The 16,054-nt window shown below is 61.2% G+C and carries 18 protein-coding genes; 8 read left to right on the forward strand and 10 right to left on the reverse strand.

All coding sequences use genetic code 11. The features are described from left to right. Positions 1–5: 5 nt before the first annotated feature. The gene (locus AC07VV_RS26330) at positions 6–1,082 is read left to right on the forward strand and encodes a 3-deoxy-7-phosphoheptulonate synthase (RefSeq protein ID WP_114884576.1); all 1,077 of its coding nucleotides are present in this window, start codon (positions 6–8) and stop codon (positions 1,080–1,082) included. A 70-nt stretch (positions 1,083–1,152) separates the two neighbouring features. Here the strand turns inward: AC07VV_RS26330 and AC07VV_RS26335 are convergent, their stop codons facing one another. After that, complete coding sequence (locus AC07VV_RS26335; RefSeq protein ID WP_007955658.1) at positions 1,153–1,434, reverse strand: GNAT family N-acetyltransferase; 282 nt, start codon at positions 1,432–1,434, stop codon at positions 1,153–1,155. A 636-nt stretch (positions 1,435–2,070) separates the two neighbouring features. Between AC07VV_RS26335 and oprI the strand changes: the two genes are divergently transcribed. Next, entirely contained in the window at positions 2,071–2,322 is a 252-nt protein-coding gene (gene oprI / locus AC07VV_RS26340) for an outer membrane lipoprotei OprI (protein ID WP_003183784.1), read from the forward strand. Positions 2,323–2,444: 122 nt separating this feature from the next. Here oprI and AC07VV_RS26345 read toward each other — a convergent pair whose 3' ends face one another. The 3 genes from AC07VV_RS26345 to AC07VV_RS26355 all read right to left on the reverse strand — a co-directional run bounded on the left by AC07VV_RS26345 (position 2,445) and on the right by AC07VV_RS26355 (position 4,520). Then, positions 2,445–3,416, reverse strand: a complete 972-nt coding sequence (locus AC07VV_RS26345) for a L,D-transpeptidase family protein (RefSeq protein WP_495037914.1) — start codon at positions 3,414–3,416, stop codon at positions 2,445–2,447. 147 nt (positions 3,417–3,563) lie between these two features. Continuing rightward, complete coding sequence (locus AC07VV_RS26350; protein WP_007955656.1) at positions 3,564–3,857, reverse strand: hypothetical protein; 294 nt, start codon at positions 3,855–3,857, stop codon at positions 3,564–3,566. Between the two features lie 57 nt (positions 3,858–3,914). Beyond that, complete coding sequence (locus AC07VV_RS26355) at positions 3,915–4,520, reverse strand: arylesterase (RefSeq protein ID WP_495037915.1); 606 nt, start codon at positions 4,518–4,520, stop codon at positions 3,915–3,917. 10 nt (positions 4,521–4,530) lie between these two features. Here AC07VV_RS26355 and AC07VV_RS26360 point away from each other — a divergent pair, with 10 nt between their 5' ends. From AC07VV_RS26360 to greB, 3 genes are read left to right on the forward strand one after another with little or no spacing between them, the layout of a single operon-like run. Beyond that, a complete protein-coding gene (locus AC07VV_RS26360) occupies positions 4,531–5,214 on the forward strand; it encodes an ABC transporter ATP-binding protein (protein ID WP_085710774.1) in 684 nt (227 codons plus the stop codon). Then, a complete protein-coding gene (locus tag AC07VV_RS26365; RefSeq protein WP_495037916.1) occupies positions 5,214–7,718 on the forward strand; it encodes an ABC transporter permease in 2,505 nt (834 codons plus the stop codon). Before AC07VV_RS26360 ends, AC07VV_RS26365 begins: the two co-directional genes overlap by 1 nt. A 34-nt stretch (positions 7,719–7,752) precedes the next feature. Beyond that, positions 7,753–8,250, forward strand: a complete 498-nt coding sequence (gene greB, locus AC07VV_RS26370; RefSeq protein ID WP_003226818.1) for a transcription elongation factor GreB — start codon at positions 7,753–7,755, stop codon at positions 8,248–8,250. A 3-nt stretch (positions 8,251–8,253) separates the two neighbouring features. Here greB and AC07VV_RS26375 read toward each other — a convergent pair whose 3' ends face one another. The 3 genes from AC07VV_RS26375 to AC07VV_RS26385 form a co-directional block, all read right to left on the reverse strand. Further along, entirely contained in the window at positions 8,254–8,562 is a 309-nt protein-coding gene (locus AC07VV_RS26375; RefSeq protein WP_495037917.1) for a class I SAM-dependent methyltransferase, read from the reverse strand. Between the two features lie 250 nt (positions 8,563–8,812). Continuing rightward, the gene (locus tag AC07VV_RS26380; protein ID WP_007950955.1) at positions 8,813–9,247 is read right to left on the reverse strand and encodes a DoxX family protein; all 435 of its coding nucleotides are present in this window, start codon (positions 9,245–9,247) and stop codon (positions 8,813–8,815) included. A gap of 107 nt (positions 9,248–9,354) precedes the next feature. Next, complete coding sequence (locus AC07VV_RS26385) at positions 9,355–10,776, reverse strand: MltF family protein (RefSeq protein ID WP_495037918.1); 1,422 nt, start codon at positions 10,774–10,776, stop codon at positions 9,355–9,357. Between the two features lie 236 nt (positions 10,777–11,012). On the opposite strand from AC07VV_RS26385, the gene AC07VV_RS26390 reads away from it, so the two are divergent. The 3 genes from AC07VV_RS26390 to AC07VV_RS26400 all read left to right on the forward strand — a co-directional run bounded on the left by AC07VV_RS26390 (position 11,013) and on the right by AC07VV_RS26400 (position 13,892). Then, a complete protein-coding gene (locus AC07VV_RS26390) occupies positions 11,013–11,819 on the forward strand; it encodes a TatD family hydrolase (protein ID WP_495037919.1) in 807 nt (268 codons plus the stop codon). A gap of 109 nt (positions 11,820–11,928) precedes the next feature. Continuing rightward, the gene (locus tag AC07VV_RS26395; protein ID WP_495037920.1) at positions 11,929–13,407 is read left to right on the forward strand and encodes a methyl-accepting chemotaxis protein; all 1,479 of its coding nucleotides are present in this window, start codon (positions 11,929–11,931) and stop codon (positions 13,405–13,407) included. A 119-nt stretch (positions 13,408–13,526) separates the two neighbouring features. Next, positions 13,527–13,892 (forward strand): Mpo1-like protein, encoded by a 366-nt coding sequence (locus tag AC07VV_RS26400; protein WP_495037921.1) that lies wholly within the window; start codon positions 13,527–13,529, stop codon positions 13,890–13,892. Position 13,893: 1 nt separating this feature from the next. Here AC07VV_RS26400 and AC07VV_RS26405 read toward each other — a convergent pair whose 3' ends face one another. The 3 genes from AC07VV_RS26405 to AC07VV_RS26415 all read right to left on the reverse strand — a co-directional run bounded on the left by AC07VV_RS26405 (position 13,894) and on the right by AC07VV_RS26415 (position 15,932). Next, on the reverse strand, positions 13,894–14,688 hold the full coding sequence (locus tag AC07VV_RS26405) for an acyl-CoA thioesterase (RefSeq protein WP_495037922.1): 795 nt from the start codon (positions 14,686–14,688) through the stop codon (positions 13,894–13,896). Between the two features lie 120 nt (positions 14,689–14,808). Beyond that, complete coding sequence (locus AC07VV_RS26410) at positions 14,809–15,576, reverse strand: CHAD domain-containing protein (RefSeq protein ID WP_495037923.1); 768 nt, start codon at positions 15,574–15,576, stop codon at positions 14,809–14,811. Between the two features lie 77 nt (positions 15,577–15,653). Further along, positions 15,654–15,932: a hypothetical protein gene (locus AC07VV_RS26415; RefSeq protein ID WP_041069470.1), complete on the reverse strand. Its 279-nt coding sequence runs from the start codon at positions 15,930–15,932 to the stop codon at positions 15,654–15,656. Positions 15,933–16,054: the final 122 nt, after the last annotated feature.

Consider the following 16,054-nt stretch of genomic DNA (forward strand, 5'->3'; position numbering starts at 1 on the left):
AAACGATGGCTGATTTACCGATCAACGACCTAAACGTCGCCTCCAACGAGACCCTGATCACTCCTGATCAGCTCAAGCGTGATATCCCTCTGAGCGACGCTGCCCTGCGCACCGTCACCAAGGGTCGCGAAGTCATCCGCAACATTCTCGATGGCACCGACCACCGTCTGTTCGTGGTCATCGGGCCTTGCTCGATCCACGATATCAAGGCTGCCCACGAGTACGCCGAGCGCCTGAAGGTGCTGGCGGCGGAAGTGTCGGACACCTTGTATCTGGTCATGCGCGTGTACTTCGAGAAGCCACGGACCACCGTTGGCTGGAAAGGCCTGATCAACGACCCGTACCTGGATGACTCGTTCAAGATCCAGGACGGTCTGCACATCGGTCGCCAGTTGCTGCTGGACCTGGCCGAGAAAGGCCTGCCGACCGCGACCGAAGCCCTCGACCCGATCTCCCCGCAGTACCTGCAGGATCTGATCAGTTGGTCGGCCATCGGCGCCCGCACCACCGAATCCCAGACCCACCGTGAGATGGCTTCCGGCCTGTCCTCGGCGGTCGGTTTCAAGAACGGCACCGACGGCGGCCTGACCGTGGCGATCAACGCCTTGCAGTCGGTTTCCAGCCCGCACCGCTTTCTGGGCATCAACCAGGAAGGTGGCGTGTCGATCGTCACCACCAAGGGCAACGCCTACGGTCACGTGGTACTGCGCGGCGGCAACGGCAAGCCGAACTATGATTCGGTCAGCGTCGCCCTGTGCGAGCAGGCGCTGAACAAGGCGAAGATCAAGCCGAACATCATGGTCGATTGCAGCCACGCCAACTCCAACAAGGATCCGGCCCTGCAACCGCTGGTGATGGAGAATGTCGCCAACCAGATCCTCGAAGGCAACCAGTCGATCATCGGCCTGATGGTCGAGAGCCACCTGAACTGGGGCTGCCAGGCGATTCCGAAAGACCTCGCCGACCTGCAATACGGCGTCTCGATCACTGATGCCTGCATCGACTGGTCGGCCACCGAAAACACCTTGCGCAGCATGCACGCCAAGCTCAAGGATGTACTGCCGAAACGTCAGCGCGGCTGACAGCTGTTTCGCAGGCATAAAAAAACGCCGGGCATTGCCCGGCGTTTTTGTGTGTGCGGTGTGAGGTCAGTCAGATCTTGGCGGTGCGCCGCTGATGACGCTCCATGTAGCGCTCCACGTAGGAGCACGACGGGATGACCGTGTAGCCCATTTCATCGGCGTACTGCAGCGCCCGTTCGGTCAGGGCTGCCGCGATGCCTCGGCCACGCAATGCGTTGGGCACGAAGGTGCGGTAGATATCCAGGGTCTGTTTCCCCAGATCCATATAAGTCAGGTAGGCACGATGACCGTCCACATTGGTCTCGAACTGATGACCAGCCTGGTCATGGTGGATGGACAACGCCTCGCTCATCACTACTCCTCGCGGGTCTTTGATTCGACCCCTACCTTACCGATGTTTTCCCGGCGAAGGAACATCTACGCCACCCCGTGCCTGATGGACACCGAGAAGAACTGCACCGATCTCGCGCAACCCGAGCACGTATCAAATAGTAGGCACCAATGGCGAAAATGCTCAAGGCACGATCGTCATCATGCTGATTGACGGGGCAGCTCCGGTGGACTCAGGGCCGGTTCGGGGGAAACTCGTCCCGAGCCGAAAGGCTGAACATCGCCGGATGTTGAGACTTAAGACGTGCCCGGTTTTATAAAGTCACCTGAACATGGACAAAGATAGGTGAGACGCTGCACAAAATCGCAACAAAAGTGTGGACGAATCCATATAGACAGACTCTAGCCACTACCTGCAAAACAGCACCGGACAACGGGAACTTTTTCTCATTAACTCGCTCATCTCGGGCCTTGCAGCTGAATATTTTTTATACAGCCCAGTTAAAAGTTGCTCGAAAAAGAATCAACGCCTACAATTTTTTTTGCTTCTTGCCTTACGTCAGTTTACTTACTACAAGTAATGGGTAGTATGTACGCCGGCTATTTCCTCAATCGGAGGAGACAGCCACTTAATTGAAAGTCCTTGAAGGGGAACACGATGAACAACGTTCTGAAATTCTCTGCTCTGGCTCTGGCCGCAGTTCTGGCTACCGGTTGCAGCAGCGCATCGAAAGAAACCGAAGCACGTCTGACCGCTACTGAAGACGCAGCTGCTCGCTCCCAGGCTCGTGCAGACGAAGCTTACCGTAAAGCTGATGAAGCTCTGGCTGCTGCTCAAAAAGCACAACAGACTGCTGACGAAGCTAACGAGCGTGCTCTGCGCATGCTGGAAAAAGCTAGCCGCAAGTAATAGTCCTTCGGGATTGTTATCAAGCCGACCCGTTTTTCGGGTCGGCTTTTTTTTGCCTGAAATTTTCTTCATGCAATAAAAAACCCGCCGACGCGCAAGCATCGGCGGGTTCTTTTATCGGCTTACTGCTGCAAGTCGATCGGTGCGCTGGAGACGATCGGCGCCGAGCTGTTCGGCGTGCCGATTTCGGTTGGCAGGCCATCTTCGGCCGCGACTACATCACGGACGACATCCCAGTTCATGCGCAGGTTGTTGGTGATGTCTTCACGCTTGAGCATCGCGTTGATCACGGCGGTGTGCTTGTCGACCACCGACGGGTTGCCCTTGTCATCGATCGGCGTGTGCGCCTCCAGGTAGACCTTGCCGCCACTGCGACCGAACTTGTACGCATCGTTGAGGATCCGCACCGAGGTGCCCACCGGCACCATGCCGGCCATTTCCAGCACGTTGTTGTTGAACATGCGGAAGCAGCCGTGACTGGTGCGCATGCCGATGCCGAACTTCTTGTTCGAACCGTGGATCAGGTAGCCCGGCGTTCCCAGGGTGAACTTGAACGGGCCCAGCGGGTTGTCCGGACCGGCCGGCACTACGTTCGGCAGCGGATCGCCATCGGCAGCGTGCTCGGCCTTGATCGAGGCTGGCGGTGTCCAGGTCGGGTTTGGCGTCTTGGCGGTGATCGTGGTGTGGGCGATTGGCGAGCCCCAGCCTTCGCGACCGATACCCAGCGGGAAGGTGTACACCACGTTCCGGCCTTTCGGGTAGTAGTAGAGGCGGTACTCGGCCAGGTTGATCACGATGCCTTCACGCGGACCCGGCGGCAGGATGAAACGGGTCGGCAGGACCACTTCGGTGCCCGCACCCGGCAGCCAGGCATCGACGCCCGGGTTGGCCGCGACCATTTCCGAATAGCCCAGATCGTAGGTGGTGCCCAGATCGGCAAAGGTGTCTTCGTACTTGGCCTTGATCACCTGCACCTGGCCGATGATGTCCTCACCAGGTGGTGGCAGGGGAAACTCCAATGCGGCAACGGGGCCGGCCACACACAGGGCGGCAAGAGACAGGCAGCGGGTGACGGCAGGAAAGCGCGGCAACATCCGGAAAATCCTTCGCATGATCGACAAGGGTACAAGAGCGCGATTGTACACCGCGCCTCGGGGATTCGGGGAGATGCGCCGATGGGCTGGCAGAACTCTTCATAATTGAAGCCGCCACCCCGGGCTGCGTTCGGAAGATGTTTGCGCTTAAAGCTCGAAACGCAGCTCAGGCCAGATCGGCGACGTCCCTCGCTTCTGCGATTCGAGAATCGCCCGGCACAGCGAGCACAGGCGCTGATCCTGAAACACCCGGCGATCCACGCTCGACCAGCGCGGTTGCGCCGGCAGCAGACTGCCGCACAGGGTTCGGTCAGCCGAGCCACCGAGCTCCAGTTGACGGGTCACCAGATGCACCCGCACTTCCTGGCAGGCGAACAGATCCAGCTGTTCGTCAGGCTCGATCAGTTGGTAGGCAAACAGGGACCAGGCAGAACGCGGCATCGGGGGCTCCATTTAGGGGGGCGCCACATTAGCCGAAAGCCTGCCGCTAGAAAAGCCTCATAGCAGCGGTTTTAGCGTCGGCCAGACATTTTCCAGCAACTTGCCCTGGGCCCCGGCCGCCGGGTGCAGACCATCGGCCTGCATCAAGTCTGGATGACCGCCGATTCCGTCGAGGAAAAACGGCACCAGCGGGATCTTTTTCTCCTCGGCCAGTTGGCCGTACACCTGCGCGAACGCATCGGTGTAGCGCTTGCCGTAATTGGGCGGCAATTGCATGCCGAGCAACAGCACCCTGGCACCGCTTTGACGGGAGCTGTCGATCATCGCCGCAAGGTTTTGTTGCAATTGCGTCGGCGGCATTCCGCGCAGGCCATCGTTGCCGCCCAACTCGAGGATCACCAGCTCCGGCTTATGCTCTGCAAGCAGCGCCGGCAGGCGCGCCTGGCCTCCGGCACTGGTGTCGCCGCTGATGGAGGCATTGACCACTTTATCGTCAAAACCTTCGGCCTTGAGCCGCTGCTCGAGCAGCGACACCCACCCCAACCGGGTATCCAGTCCGAAACCGGCGCTGATACTATCGCCAACGATCAGGACTGTACCCGCCGCTGCGTTCTGGGCCATGCACATCAAGGCCAGGCCAGCACTCAAAAACCACACACGCATCGGATTCTCCATGGGCGCAAGCATTCTCACCGCGAAGAACCTTAGCAAAGTGGTTCCCAGCGCGGAAGGTGAACTGACCATCCTGCACGAACTCAGCCTGGAACTGAACAAGGGCGACAGCCTGGCCATCGTCGGCGCGTCCGGCTCCGGTAAATCCACCCTGCTCGGCCTGCTCGCCGGCCTCGACCTGCCAAGCAGCGGCGAAGTCGTTCTCGCCGGCCAGTCCCTGAGCAACCTCGACGAAGACCAGCGCGCACGCATTCGTGCCGAACACGTGGGTTTCGTCTTTCAATCATTCCAGTTGCTCGACAGTCTCAATGCGCTGGAAAACGTCATGCTGCCGCTGGAACTCGACGGCCGCAAAGACGCCCGCGGTCGCGCCACCGAATTGCTGCAACGGGTTGGCCTCGGTCAGCGCCTGACGCACTCGCCGCGCCAGCTCTCCGGTGGCGAGCAGCAGCGTGTCGCCATTGCCCGAGCCTTCGCCGCCGAACCGGATGTGCTGTTCGCCGACGAACCCACCGGCAACCTCGACAGCCACACCGGCGAGCGCATCAGCGACTTGCTGTTCGAATTGAACAAGGAGCGCGGCACCACCCTGGTGCTGGTGACCCACGATGAACGCCTGGCCCATCGCTGCCGGCGCCTGATCCGACTTGAAGCCGGCCTGCTGGTCGCCCCCCTGGAGCCTTGATGGCACGTCTGCCGCTGTTGCGTCTGTTCAGTCTTGCCCTGCGCCAACTTATGCGCGATGCCCGCGCCGGGGAGTTGCGGGTGCTGTTCTTTGCCTTGCTGGTGGCCGTGGCGGCGAGTACCGCCATCGGCTACTTCGGCGCTCGTCTGAATGGCGCCATGACCTTGCGCGCCACCGAGTTTCTTGGCGCGGACCTGGTGCTCGAAGGCAGCTCTCCCGCCCGAACGGAACAGATCAAGAGCGGCACCGAGCTGCGCCTCGACCACGCGCAGATCGTTGAATTCTCCAGCGTCATCGCCACCGATAACGGCATTCAGTTGTCGAGCATCAAGGCCGTCGACCGCGCCTATCCGCTGCGTGGCGAATTGAAAAGTGCCCCGGCACCGTTTGCTGCCGAAACGTCGGGCGGCGAACCACAGCCGGGAGAAGCCTGGGTCGAATCGCGCCTGCTCACGGCGCTGGACCTTAAGATCGGCGACAGCATCGACGTCGGCATGAAGACCTTGAAGCTCACAAGGGTGCTGACTTACGAACCGGATCGTGCCGGCAATTTCTACAGCCTGACGCCACGGGTGCTGATCAACCTCGACGACCTCGCCGCGACCGGCGTTGTCCAGCCTGGCAGCCGGGTGAGCTACCGCGAATTGTGGCGCGGCGAACCCAACGCGCTGGAAACCTATCGCCAACTGATCAAACCGGGGCTTGCCGCCAACCAGCGGATTCAGGATGCCCGCGACGGCAACCGGCAGATCGGCGGTGCACTGGGCAAGGCCGAGCGTTACCTGAACATGGCCAGTCTGGTCGCCGTGCTGTTGGCTGGCGTGGCCGTGGCGTTGTCGGCGAATCGCTTCGCCAGCCGCCGCTTCGATGCCAGCGCGTTGTTGCGTTGCCTGGGTTTGTCGCGCCGGGAAACCATGGTGCTGTTCAGCCTGCAACTGGCGGTGCTTGGCCTGTTCGCCAGCCTCAGCGGCGCCCTGCTCGGCTGGCTTGCCCAGTTGGGACTGTTCGCGCTGCTGCATGATCTGCTGCCGACCGACGTACCGCCGGGTGGCTTGCTGCCGGCGCTGGCGGGGATCGGCACCGGGCTCGTTGCGCTGGCCGGTTTTGCCTTGCCGCCACTGGCCGCATTGGGCCGCGTTCCTCCGCTGCGGGTTTTGCGCCGGGACATGCTGCCGATTCCGTCGAGCACCTGGATGGTCTACGGCGCAGCGCTCGGTGCGCTCGGGTTGATCATGTGGCGCCTGAGCCTGGATCTGTTGCTGACCTTTGCCTTGCTTGGCGGTGGCGTGGTCGCCGCACTGGTGCTCGGTGGTTTGCTGTTGCTGCTGCTCAACAGCCTGCGTCGCCTGTTGGCTCGCGCCTCCCTGCCCTGGCGTCTCGGTTTGGGCCAGTTGTTGCGTCACCCGCTCGCGGCAGCAGGACAGTCCCTGGCATTTGGTCTGATCCTGTTGTCCATGGCGTTGATCGCCTTGCTGCGCGGTGAATTGCTCGATACCTGGCAAAACCAGCTGCCGAAAAATGCCCCCAACTATTTCGCCCTGAACATCCTGCCGGCGGACAAACAGGCCTTCACCGATCACCTGATCAATGTCTCGGCTCAGGCTGCGCCGTTGTATCCAGTGGTGCCGGGACGACTGATCAGCATCAACGGCGAAGCGGTGCAGCAGATCGTCAGCAAGGATTCGGCCGGTGATCGTGCGATCCAGCGCGACCTGAGCCTGACCTGGGCCGCCGACCTGCCGGCAGGCAACAAACTCACCGCCGGTGAGTGGTGGAAAGATCAGCCACAGGACGATGTGCCCGGCGTATCGGTGGAAGGCAAAGTCGCCGAAAGCCTCAAACTCAAGCTCGGCGATCATCTGGTGTTCACCGTTGGCGGAGTGAACCGCGAAGCGAAGGTCACCAGCTTGCGGGAGATCAACTGGGACAACTTTCAGCCGAACTTCTTCATGATCTTCCAGCCCGGCACTTTGAAAGATCTGCCGGCGACGTACCTGACCAGCTTCTATCTGGCGCCCGGTCACGATCAGCAGATTGTCGAGTTGTCGCGAGCGTTCCCGGCGGTGACCATCCTGCAGGTCGAAGCCTTGCTCGAGCAACTGCGCAGCATCCTCGCTCAGGTCACCCTGGCGGTGGAGTACGTCTTGTTGTTTGTGTTGGCGGCCGGGATGGCGGTGCTGTTTTCCGGGTTGCAGGCAACCCTCGATGAACGCATTCGCCAGGGCGCGCTATTGCGTGCGCTGGGGGCGGAACGGCAGTTGCTGGTCAAGGCACGGCGGATCGAGTTCGGCCTGCTCGGCGCGGTCAGCGGGTTGCTGGCGGCCATCGGTTCGGAAGTGGTGAGTCTGGTGTTGTATCGCTTCGCGTTCGACCTGCCCTGGCACCCGCATCCATGGTTGCTGGTGCTGCCATTGATCGGCGCGGCATTGATTGGCGGTGCCGGCGTGTTCGGCACCCGTAGGGCACTGAATGCGAGCCCGCTGACAGTGTTGCGCGAGGGTTGATAGACTCCAGCCCTCATTACCACAAGAAGTTGCCATGAGCCGCTATCGCCCTCCCCGCACCGCCGGCACCGCGCTGATCACCCCCGAAGGTGAAGCGCGGATGCGCGCCGAATTCCATGAGCTCTGGCATGTGCGCCGCCCACAGGTGACGCAGTCGGTCAGCGAAGCGGCGGCTCAGGGTGATCGTTCGGAGAATGCCGAGTACACCTACGGCAAGAAGATGCTGCGCGAGATCGACAGCCGCGTGCGTTTTCTCACCAAGCGTCTTGAAGCACTGAAGGTCGTCAGTGAAAAACCGAGTGATCCGAACAAGGTCTACTTCGGCGCCTGGGTGACCATCGAAGACGAGGATGGTAAACAGTCGCGCTACCGTATCGTCGGCCCGGATGAGCTGGATCTGAAACTGGGCCTGATCAGCATCGACTCGCCGCTGGCCCGTGCCTTGATCGGCAAGGCGCTGGACGCCGAGGTTCGGGTACAGACGCCAACCGGCGAGCAATTCGTTTACATCGTGGCGATCGACTATCCCTGACGCTTAACGCCGGGTGATCAAGCCCTGGCGTGCGACGCGGGTCAGTTGCCTGATCATTTCCGGGGCATCTTCGAGGCTCGGCGCCTGAATCACCGCCAGGTCAAAACTGTCATCGGCAAAACGCGCGAGCGACTCGCCGTCTTCGACAAACTGGATCAGGAATGCGGCAGGACCGCCGCTGCGACGTGGCCAGCCATCGAGATAACGCAACAGCGTCGGCTGGTGTTTGCCGCCAAGCAGGATTTTTGGATTGCGCTGGGTGATATGTGCCGTGATCGGCGCGGGACGTGCTGGAGGGCGAAGTGCATTCATCGTGTCGTGTCTCTGCCTCAAAAGTCTGCATGGCAGGTGAGAGGCAACACCGAACCAGCGCTTTAGCGGTATTTCGAAGCCCTGTTCCGGCTTCTGACGGCAACTGAAGAATAGTCACCTGGCGCCCCGCAAGTAGCTGTTTAAATCGGCGCATGAGCGGCATCCTAGAGAACGTGACCAGCCAGTGTCAAGAATCAGCCACAACAAAAAAGGCCCGCACAATGCGGGCCTTTTGCTTGAACCAGAGCGGTCAACCGGCGATGGCGCGGTCTACCGAGAGCTTGCCGGCGCCTTCGATCAGCACCGCGAGGCTGCCACCGAGCAGAGCCAGGGCGAACTCGTAACCGTTGTTGGCCATGAACAGACCGTTGCTGATGTGTACGGTGAAGATCGCCACCAGCGACAGGAAGGTCAGCCCGAGTGCCGCCGGACGCACCAGCAGACCGATGATCAATGCCAGACCGGCGAAGAACTCAGTACCGCCCGCCAGCGTCGCCATCAGGTAACCCGGGGTCAGACCGATGCTTTCCATGTATTGCGCAGTGCCCGCCAGGCCGTAGCCACCGAACAGGCCGAAGAGTTTCTGCGAACCGTGGGCGGCGAAGATCACGCCGACGGCGATGCGCAGAATGGTCAGACCGTAGCCAGCGCGGGTGAACAGGACCTTGTTGATCAGAGAGCTCATGTTTCGATTCCTTGTTGTGAGAAGTGCTTGTTGGTTGGCCGCCATATTAATCAGTTAAATTTATGTTAAAAGCGCAAATATTCCGCCATAACAATCAATTTATTAGATCATTTACGTGAGACAACTTTCTGCCCCCGGGGCTCCAACGACTCCCGCTCCCGGTCGAACGCCAAGTAATACTTGTTCACGCTATTAACATAGCTGACGGCGCCCATGCCCACCTGCTCCATCGCGATGCGTTCGACCTGGAAGAACCACTGGTTGGGGTTCAGCCCACGGCGCCGGGCCTCGGCGCGCATGCCCTGCACACGCTCCGGGCCGATGTTGTAGGCGGCCAGGGTGAACGCCATGCGCTCACGCTCGTTGAGCTTGGGGCTGTTGAAGAACTTGCGACGGATCATCGCCAGGTACTTGGCCCCGGCCTGCACATTCGCATCAAGATTCTGGATGTTGTTGACGCCGACCCGCTGCGCGGCGGACGGGGTGATCTGCATCAGCCCGGTCGGGCCGCTACCGCTGCGCGCGCTGGGTTGCAGTGCCGACTCCTTGAACGCCAGTGCTGCCAGGTTGAGCCAGTCCATGTTCTGCGCTTCGGCATGCTTTTGCAGGGTCGGACGCAGTTTTTCCAGGCGCTGGCGGTCAGCCTTGGCCAATGGATAGTGAACTTGATAGAGGCGACGGTAGATCCGCAGAAACGCCGCGTCTTCGTTCGACGGCGTCTTGTAGCCGGTCAGGAAGCGGTCGATGCTCGCTCGCAGCATCGAGGCATCGCGCCGCACGAACCAGTATTCCTCGCCCGGCTCGCTGATCATCAACTGCCGGTCGAAGCGCAGTTTGGGCAGAATTTTCCCCCAGCGCTCGGCAATCGGTTGCTCGACGATGGTCAGGTGGAAGATGCCGCCCTGGACCATTTCCAGCACGTCCTCGACGGCCAACGTAGGATCGACCCATTCGATCTTGATCGGCGCCAGTTTGTGCAGCGCCAGTTTCTGGTTGAGCTGGCTGACCGCCTCCCCCGCCGCACTGCCGGTGGGCAGCGCCAGGGTTTTGCCGGCGAGTTGCTCGACCTTGGTGTAGCGCTTCTCACCCTTGATGCCGACCAGCACCAGCGGCACGTTGCTGGCGATCGGTTCGCTGCTGGCGACCGCGTGACCCGGTTGCAGGTCAAGCAGCTCGCCCGGCGCTACCAGATCGCCTTCGCCACGCTGCAACGCGCCGAGCAATTGATCCTTGGCTTTGGGAATGATCTTGAGGGTGATTTCCTGGCCGTCGCGGGCGTGGCCATTGAGGTACTGCTCGAAGGCGCGCAAACGGTGATATTCGACGCCGATGGTCTGGCCCTGAACTTCGCCGGAGCTGTTGCGGCTCTGGTTGACCAGCACCCGCAGCACGCGGCTGTTGCGGATGTCGGTCAGGTCGCGGACCTTGGCGGCCGGCACGGCTTGCAGCGGCCCGGGCAGGCGCGCGACCGCCGTCATCGGCAGCAGCAACGAACCACACAGCAGTAGCAAAACCGAGGGACGAACCATCCACTCTCCGGAAAGAATACGGGGTGTTTTCACCGCTGAGCGATCGTAAAACACCGACGAAAACAGAGCGCCTGAAGCGCTGATAAAGTGCGAGAGACTGGCACAGTGATGGCAACCCTGTCACCCCATCCTGCCTCGCGGCCTCAACAGACAGCCATAAGCCGTTGTAGTTCTTGGTTTTTCTTTTAAATCTACCGCTCTGATATGCTTTCCGGCCTTCGGCCCGAGGTAGCACCATGCAACTCATCGATATCGGCGTCAACCTGACCAACCCCAGTTTCGCCGACAAACACCAGGCCGTACTCGACCGCGCCTACACTGCCGGGGTCTGCCAACTGGTGCTCACCGGCACCAGCGTCGAGGGCAGCGAACAGGCGCTGGAACTGTGCCAGCAACTGGATCCGGACGGGCAGCGACTGTTCGCCACCGCCGGTATTCACCCGCATTCGGCCAGTGACTGGAACGGCGACAGCGCACGGCGTCTGCGCAGTCTGCTGAAGGAATCGAACGTGGTGGCGGTGGGTGAATGCGGGCTGGATTTCAACCGTGATTTCTCGCCGCGTCCGCAACAGGAAAAAGTCCTCGAAGAGCATCTGGCCCTGGCTGTGGAACTGCAATTGCCGGTGTTCCTCCATGAGCGCGATGCCAGCCAGCGCTTGCTGGAAATTCTCCGTGACTTCCGTGACCAATTGCCTGCCGCCGTGGTGCATTGCTTCACCGGCGAGCAGAAAGCGCTGTTCAGTTACCTCGACCTCGACCTGCACATCGGCATCACCGGCTGGATCTGTGACGAGCGTCGCGGCACCCATTTGCACCCGTTGGTGAAAGAGATCAAACGGGGTCGCCTGATGCTGGAAAGCGATGCGCCGTACTTGCTGCCGCGCACCCTGCGGCCAAAACCGAAAAACGGGCGTAACGAACCGGCGTACCTGACCGAAGTACTGCGCGAAGTGGCGTTACATCGAGGCGAAAGCGAGGAGGACCTCGCGGCCCACACCACCGCCTGCGCCCGGGCGTTCTACGGTTTGCCCTCCCTGCCCTAAATCCATGGGAACGCGTCACTTGTTGATGCACATCAAGATCCGGACACCTGCGTAGCGGCACAATGCTGGCACCTTGCCAAAACTGTTTCCGCTATCAGAGAAGACCTCCATGGGTGCCTGGCTTAGCAATATCTCGCTGAAATACAAATTCTGGGCGGTCAATGCGGTCGCCTTCGTCACCACCCTGTTGTTGGTCTTGTACGCGGTACAGCTCGAACAGCAGGCCCGCAGCCATGCCGCGCAGGTGTCGGCACAGGCGCAGGCGCAACTGCTCAAGGCCTGGCCTGCGGATCAGGCCCTGCCCAAGTCCGATCAGGTGCTGACCTTCAAACGCGGTGAAGCACCGCGCCTCAACGATCAACCGCTGCTGGAAATCACCGACAGCAACGGCTGGGTCGACATCAGCCACTTGCCGCTGTTTGGCGAAAACCCGCTACTCGGCGCCGAGGTATTCAGCCGTGCCGACGGCCAGGTTGCGGTGATTGCTTTCGCGCCGAGCCTGAGCCAGGTATTCAGTGAGCGCTTCGCCAACTATGCGGTGGCGGTGTTCATTTTGATGTTGGCGATGCTCGGTGCTTCACAGTTGCTGATCCGCTTCCTGCTCAGCCAGCTCAACACGCTCAAAGACGTGATGCTGCACGTCGAAAAAACCGGCGATCTTTCGGCCCGGGTGCCGTTGGCCTGCAAGGACGAAGTCGGCCAGATGGCCAATGCGTTCAATGCGATGCAGGCCGGCTACCAGCGGGTGGTCACCACCGTGGCCAACACCGCGCGGCAACTGGATGTCGGTGCTGCACGGCTGGCCTCGAGCATGAACGAGGTGCGCCATGGCATGCTCGGCCAGCAGAGCGAAACCGATCAGGCCGCCACGGCGATCAATGAAATGACCGCCACCGTCTACCACATCGCCCAGCACGCCGGCGCCACCCGTGACCTGTCGCAGACCGCCGATGGCCTGGCCGGCAGCGGTCAGCAAGTGGTGACCCGCGTCCAGCATTCGATTGCCGGCCTGTCCAGCGGCGTGCAGCAGACTGCCGAAATGATCCAGCGCCTGGCCGAGGACAGCCAGAAGATCAACGGCGTGGTCAGCGTGATTCACAGCATCGCCGAACAGACCAATCTGCTGGCCCTCAATGCCGCCATTGAAGCGGCGCGCGCCGGGGAAATGGGTCGCGGGTTTGCGGTGGTCGCCGATGAAGTACGCAACCTCGCCAAGCGCGTGCAGACCTCCACCGATGAAATCACCACCATGGTGTCGGCGCTGCAGGCCGGCACCCGCGATGCGGTGGACTTCATGCAGGAGAGCTCGTACAAGGCCGACGACTGCGTGCAGCAAGCGCAAGAGGCAGGAGAAGCACTGGCGGAAATCACCGGGGCGGTAGCGCAGATGCGCGAGAGCAACACGCAGATTGCCGTGGCGGCGGAACAGCAAAGCCAGGTGGCCGAAGAGATGAACCGCGCGGTGGTGAGCATTCGTGATGTGACGGAGAACACGGTGCAGCAGACCGTGGATTCGGCGACCACCAGTAACGAGCTGGCGACGCTGGCCGGTGAGCTGAACAAGGCGATCGGTCAGCTGAAGCTCTAGGGGCAACATCAAGAATGGCCATTGTCCCTATCACTGCAATAGCCAACCTTGATTCGCCGCCCTGCCCGCCCGGGCCTATTCTTCAACCATGAATCGAACATGGATTGAGGAGCAACAACATGGGCAAACGTCACCCCAACCTTCCCGCGTGGCAATGGCGCGCGTACCCGGCCAATCATCAGCACCCGACCAATCTGGTATTGCACCTGATCGCCGTGCCGCTGTTCATCGTTGCGTTTCTGTTGATCGTCTCGGGCGTGTTCAGCCTGAGTCTGGCGAGCGTGGCCATCGGCGTGATCGGCATCATCGCGGCGCTGGGCCTGCAGCGCCACGGCCACAGCCTGGAGGCGCAAGCCTCCGAGCCGTTCAGTGATCGCAAGGACGCGGTATCGCGCCTGCTGGTCGAGCAGTTTCTGACGTTCCCACGGTTCTTTCTCAGTGGCGGCTGGTATCGCGCCTGGCGTGAACGTCACCGCCGTCATTGAGTCAGGCGAAGATCGTCACCGTTTGCCGGCTCATGGCGATCAGTTCACCCTGGGCGCTCCACAGTTTGGCGGCAACGTGGCCGTAACCGTCGGCGGCGTACTCGATGTCCGCCAGATACTGGCACCAGTCCAGCGTGCTCAAGTCGTGTAATGGCTGAACGAATTCGATGGTCCAGGTCAGTGTGCTGCCCGGTGCGGGTTTCTTCAGATACGGCAACAAGGCAGGCGGCCAGGCATCGACCAGCGCCAGCAGGTGCGCCTCGTTGACCGGTTCTTCCTTCACATCCCCGCGCAAGCGCACCCAGCCACCCATCAGCCGCGATTGATTGCCGGTGAACGGCATACCGCCGACACTCCAGCGCATCGCCAGATGGCGCATGAACTCCGGGGTCACACCTTTGATGTACGGCAGCTCCTGGCAGTCGTCCCAATGCTTCATCTCGGGTGCCGGATAGGCTTCAACCGCCACTTCCGACGGGCGCGAAGCACCGAAGCTGCCTTGCACCATCGTCACCACCTGGCCGTTCTGCACGGCGCGCCCCAGCACCTGACTGACCGCTTTGCCTTCGCGCAGTACCTCGACCTCGAAGCTCACCGGCACCTCGGGCTCGACCGGGCCGACAAAACTGATGGCCAGCGAACGCACCGGCCGATCGGCTGGCACCCGAGTGCGCATCACTTCAAATTGCAGCGCGGCAACCAATCCGCCAAAACTGGCCCGGCCCTGCCCCCACTCGGCAGGAATCGTGACCTCGGGTTGACGACGGACAGCATCGATCAGATCGCAAAAGCGCATGGGAACCTCGGACACGAAAAAGGGAGTGACCGGATCTTAACCAGCGCGGCAGAGCGGCGCAGCGTCCATTCCGGTCAAAGAGACTGACAGATAAGACAGCGCGCCGAGCTGTAGAGGGTTTCAGGACTTGAAGCAGGCTGCGCTGAGCTTTTCCAGCACCCGGTCCGCCTTGCTTTCGGCCTTGATCATGGTTGCCTGCCAGGTGGCGACGCAGGGTTGCAGATCCGCTTCCTGTTCGGCCTTCGCCAGCCATTGCCAGCAATCGTGCCAGTCACCCAGCGCGCCCTGTGCGGACTTCAGACGCTCCAACGCGGGTTTCGGCAGGCGATCGAGTTCGGGATAGGCTTCGATGCCGTAACGCACACGCTTGATCAGCAGACGCAGGCGATGACGGTCGTGGGCAGGATCGTGCAGCGCCACGTCGAGGTTCTTCCATTGTTTGCCCAGGCGTTTTTCGATGCGTTCGTCCAGATCATTGAGCAATCCCTGACGCTGGGATGCCCGCAGGAATCGCGGAAACGCATCGAGGATCATCAGCAGCGAAGCCACTTCCGCACTGGCCGCCAATGCCGGATAAGCCTCGGCCATCTGCGCCATGCGCCGCTGCGCGGCCTCAGGTTGACCATGTTCGAGCAGATACGCCGCCAGCACCTCGCGATCGCGCCATGGCGTGGTCACTTGCCCGACGCCAGCCGCCGCGACTTCCAGTTGCTCGACACCGGGCAAACCGCGCAATGGCCGCAACAGGCTGCGCAAGCGGCGCACGGTGGTTCGCAGATCATGCAGCGCCTCAGGGTCGGTCCGAGCGGTCAAACGTGCCTGACAGGCCAGCAGCCTGACTTCCAGGCTTAGTACATGAGCCACCAACCGGTCAACCAACGCAGACATTACTTGCTCCTGAATTCAATGGCGTTGCATGAGTGTGCATCTGCGCAAGGCACCCGCCCTTGCGCTACGTCAGCAGCTTAGCGCCCGGCGCGGGATTCGCGAATGTAGAAACGCGCCTTCTCGGCTTTTTTGCTGCAACCCTCGAATCCCTCGAATTGCTGCTGAGTCTTGGCCGCTGTCAGCAACGACAGGGCTTTGGAGTAGCTGACCGTGCCGGCGAAACCCTCGGCCTTGGCCAGATCCAGTTCATGCCACGCCGCATCAAGCTGGCTGCCGCAGCTGTCGCGGTAGGCGGTCTTGCCGGCGCAACCGGCCAATGCCAGGGCAATCAAGGGCACACAGATCCAGGCTTTCATCACTTACACCTCAAAGATAGGTCAACAGTCGTGCAGTTAAGACGTTCGGGTGGTGAAAAAGTGCCTTGTGCCCCGTGAATCCACCGCATGGAGAAAGATAACGCCAGCGGGTCATGAAGTAT

This window comes from Pseudomonas sp. GW821-FHT02C04 (assembly GCF_059421845.1).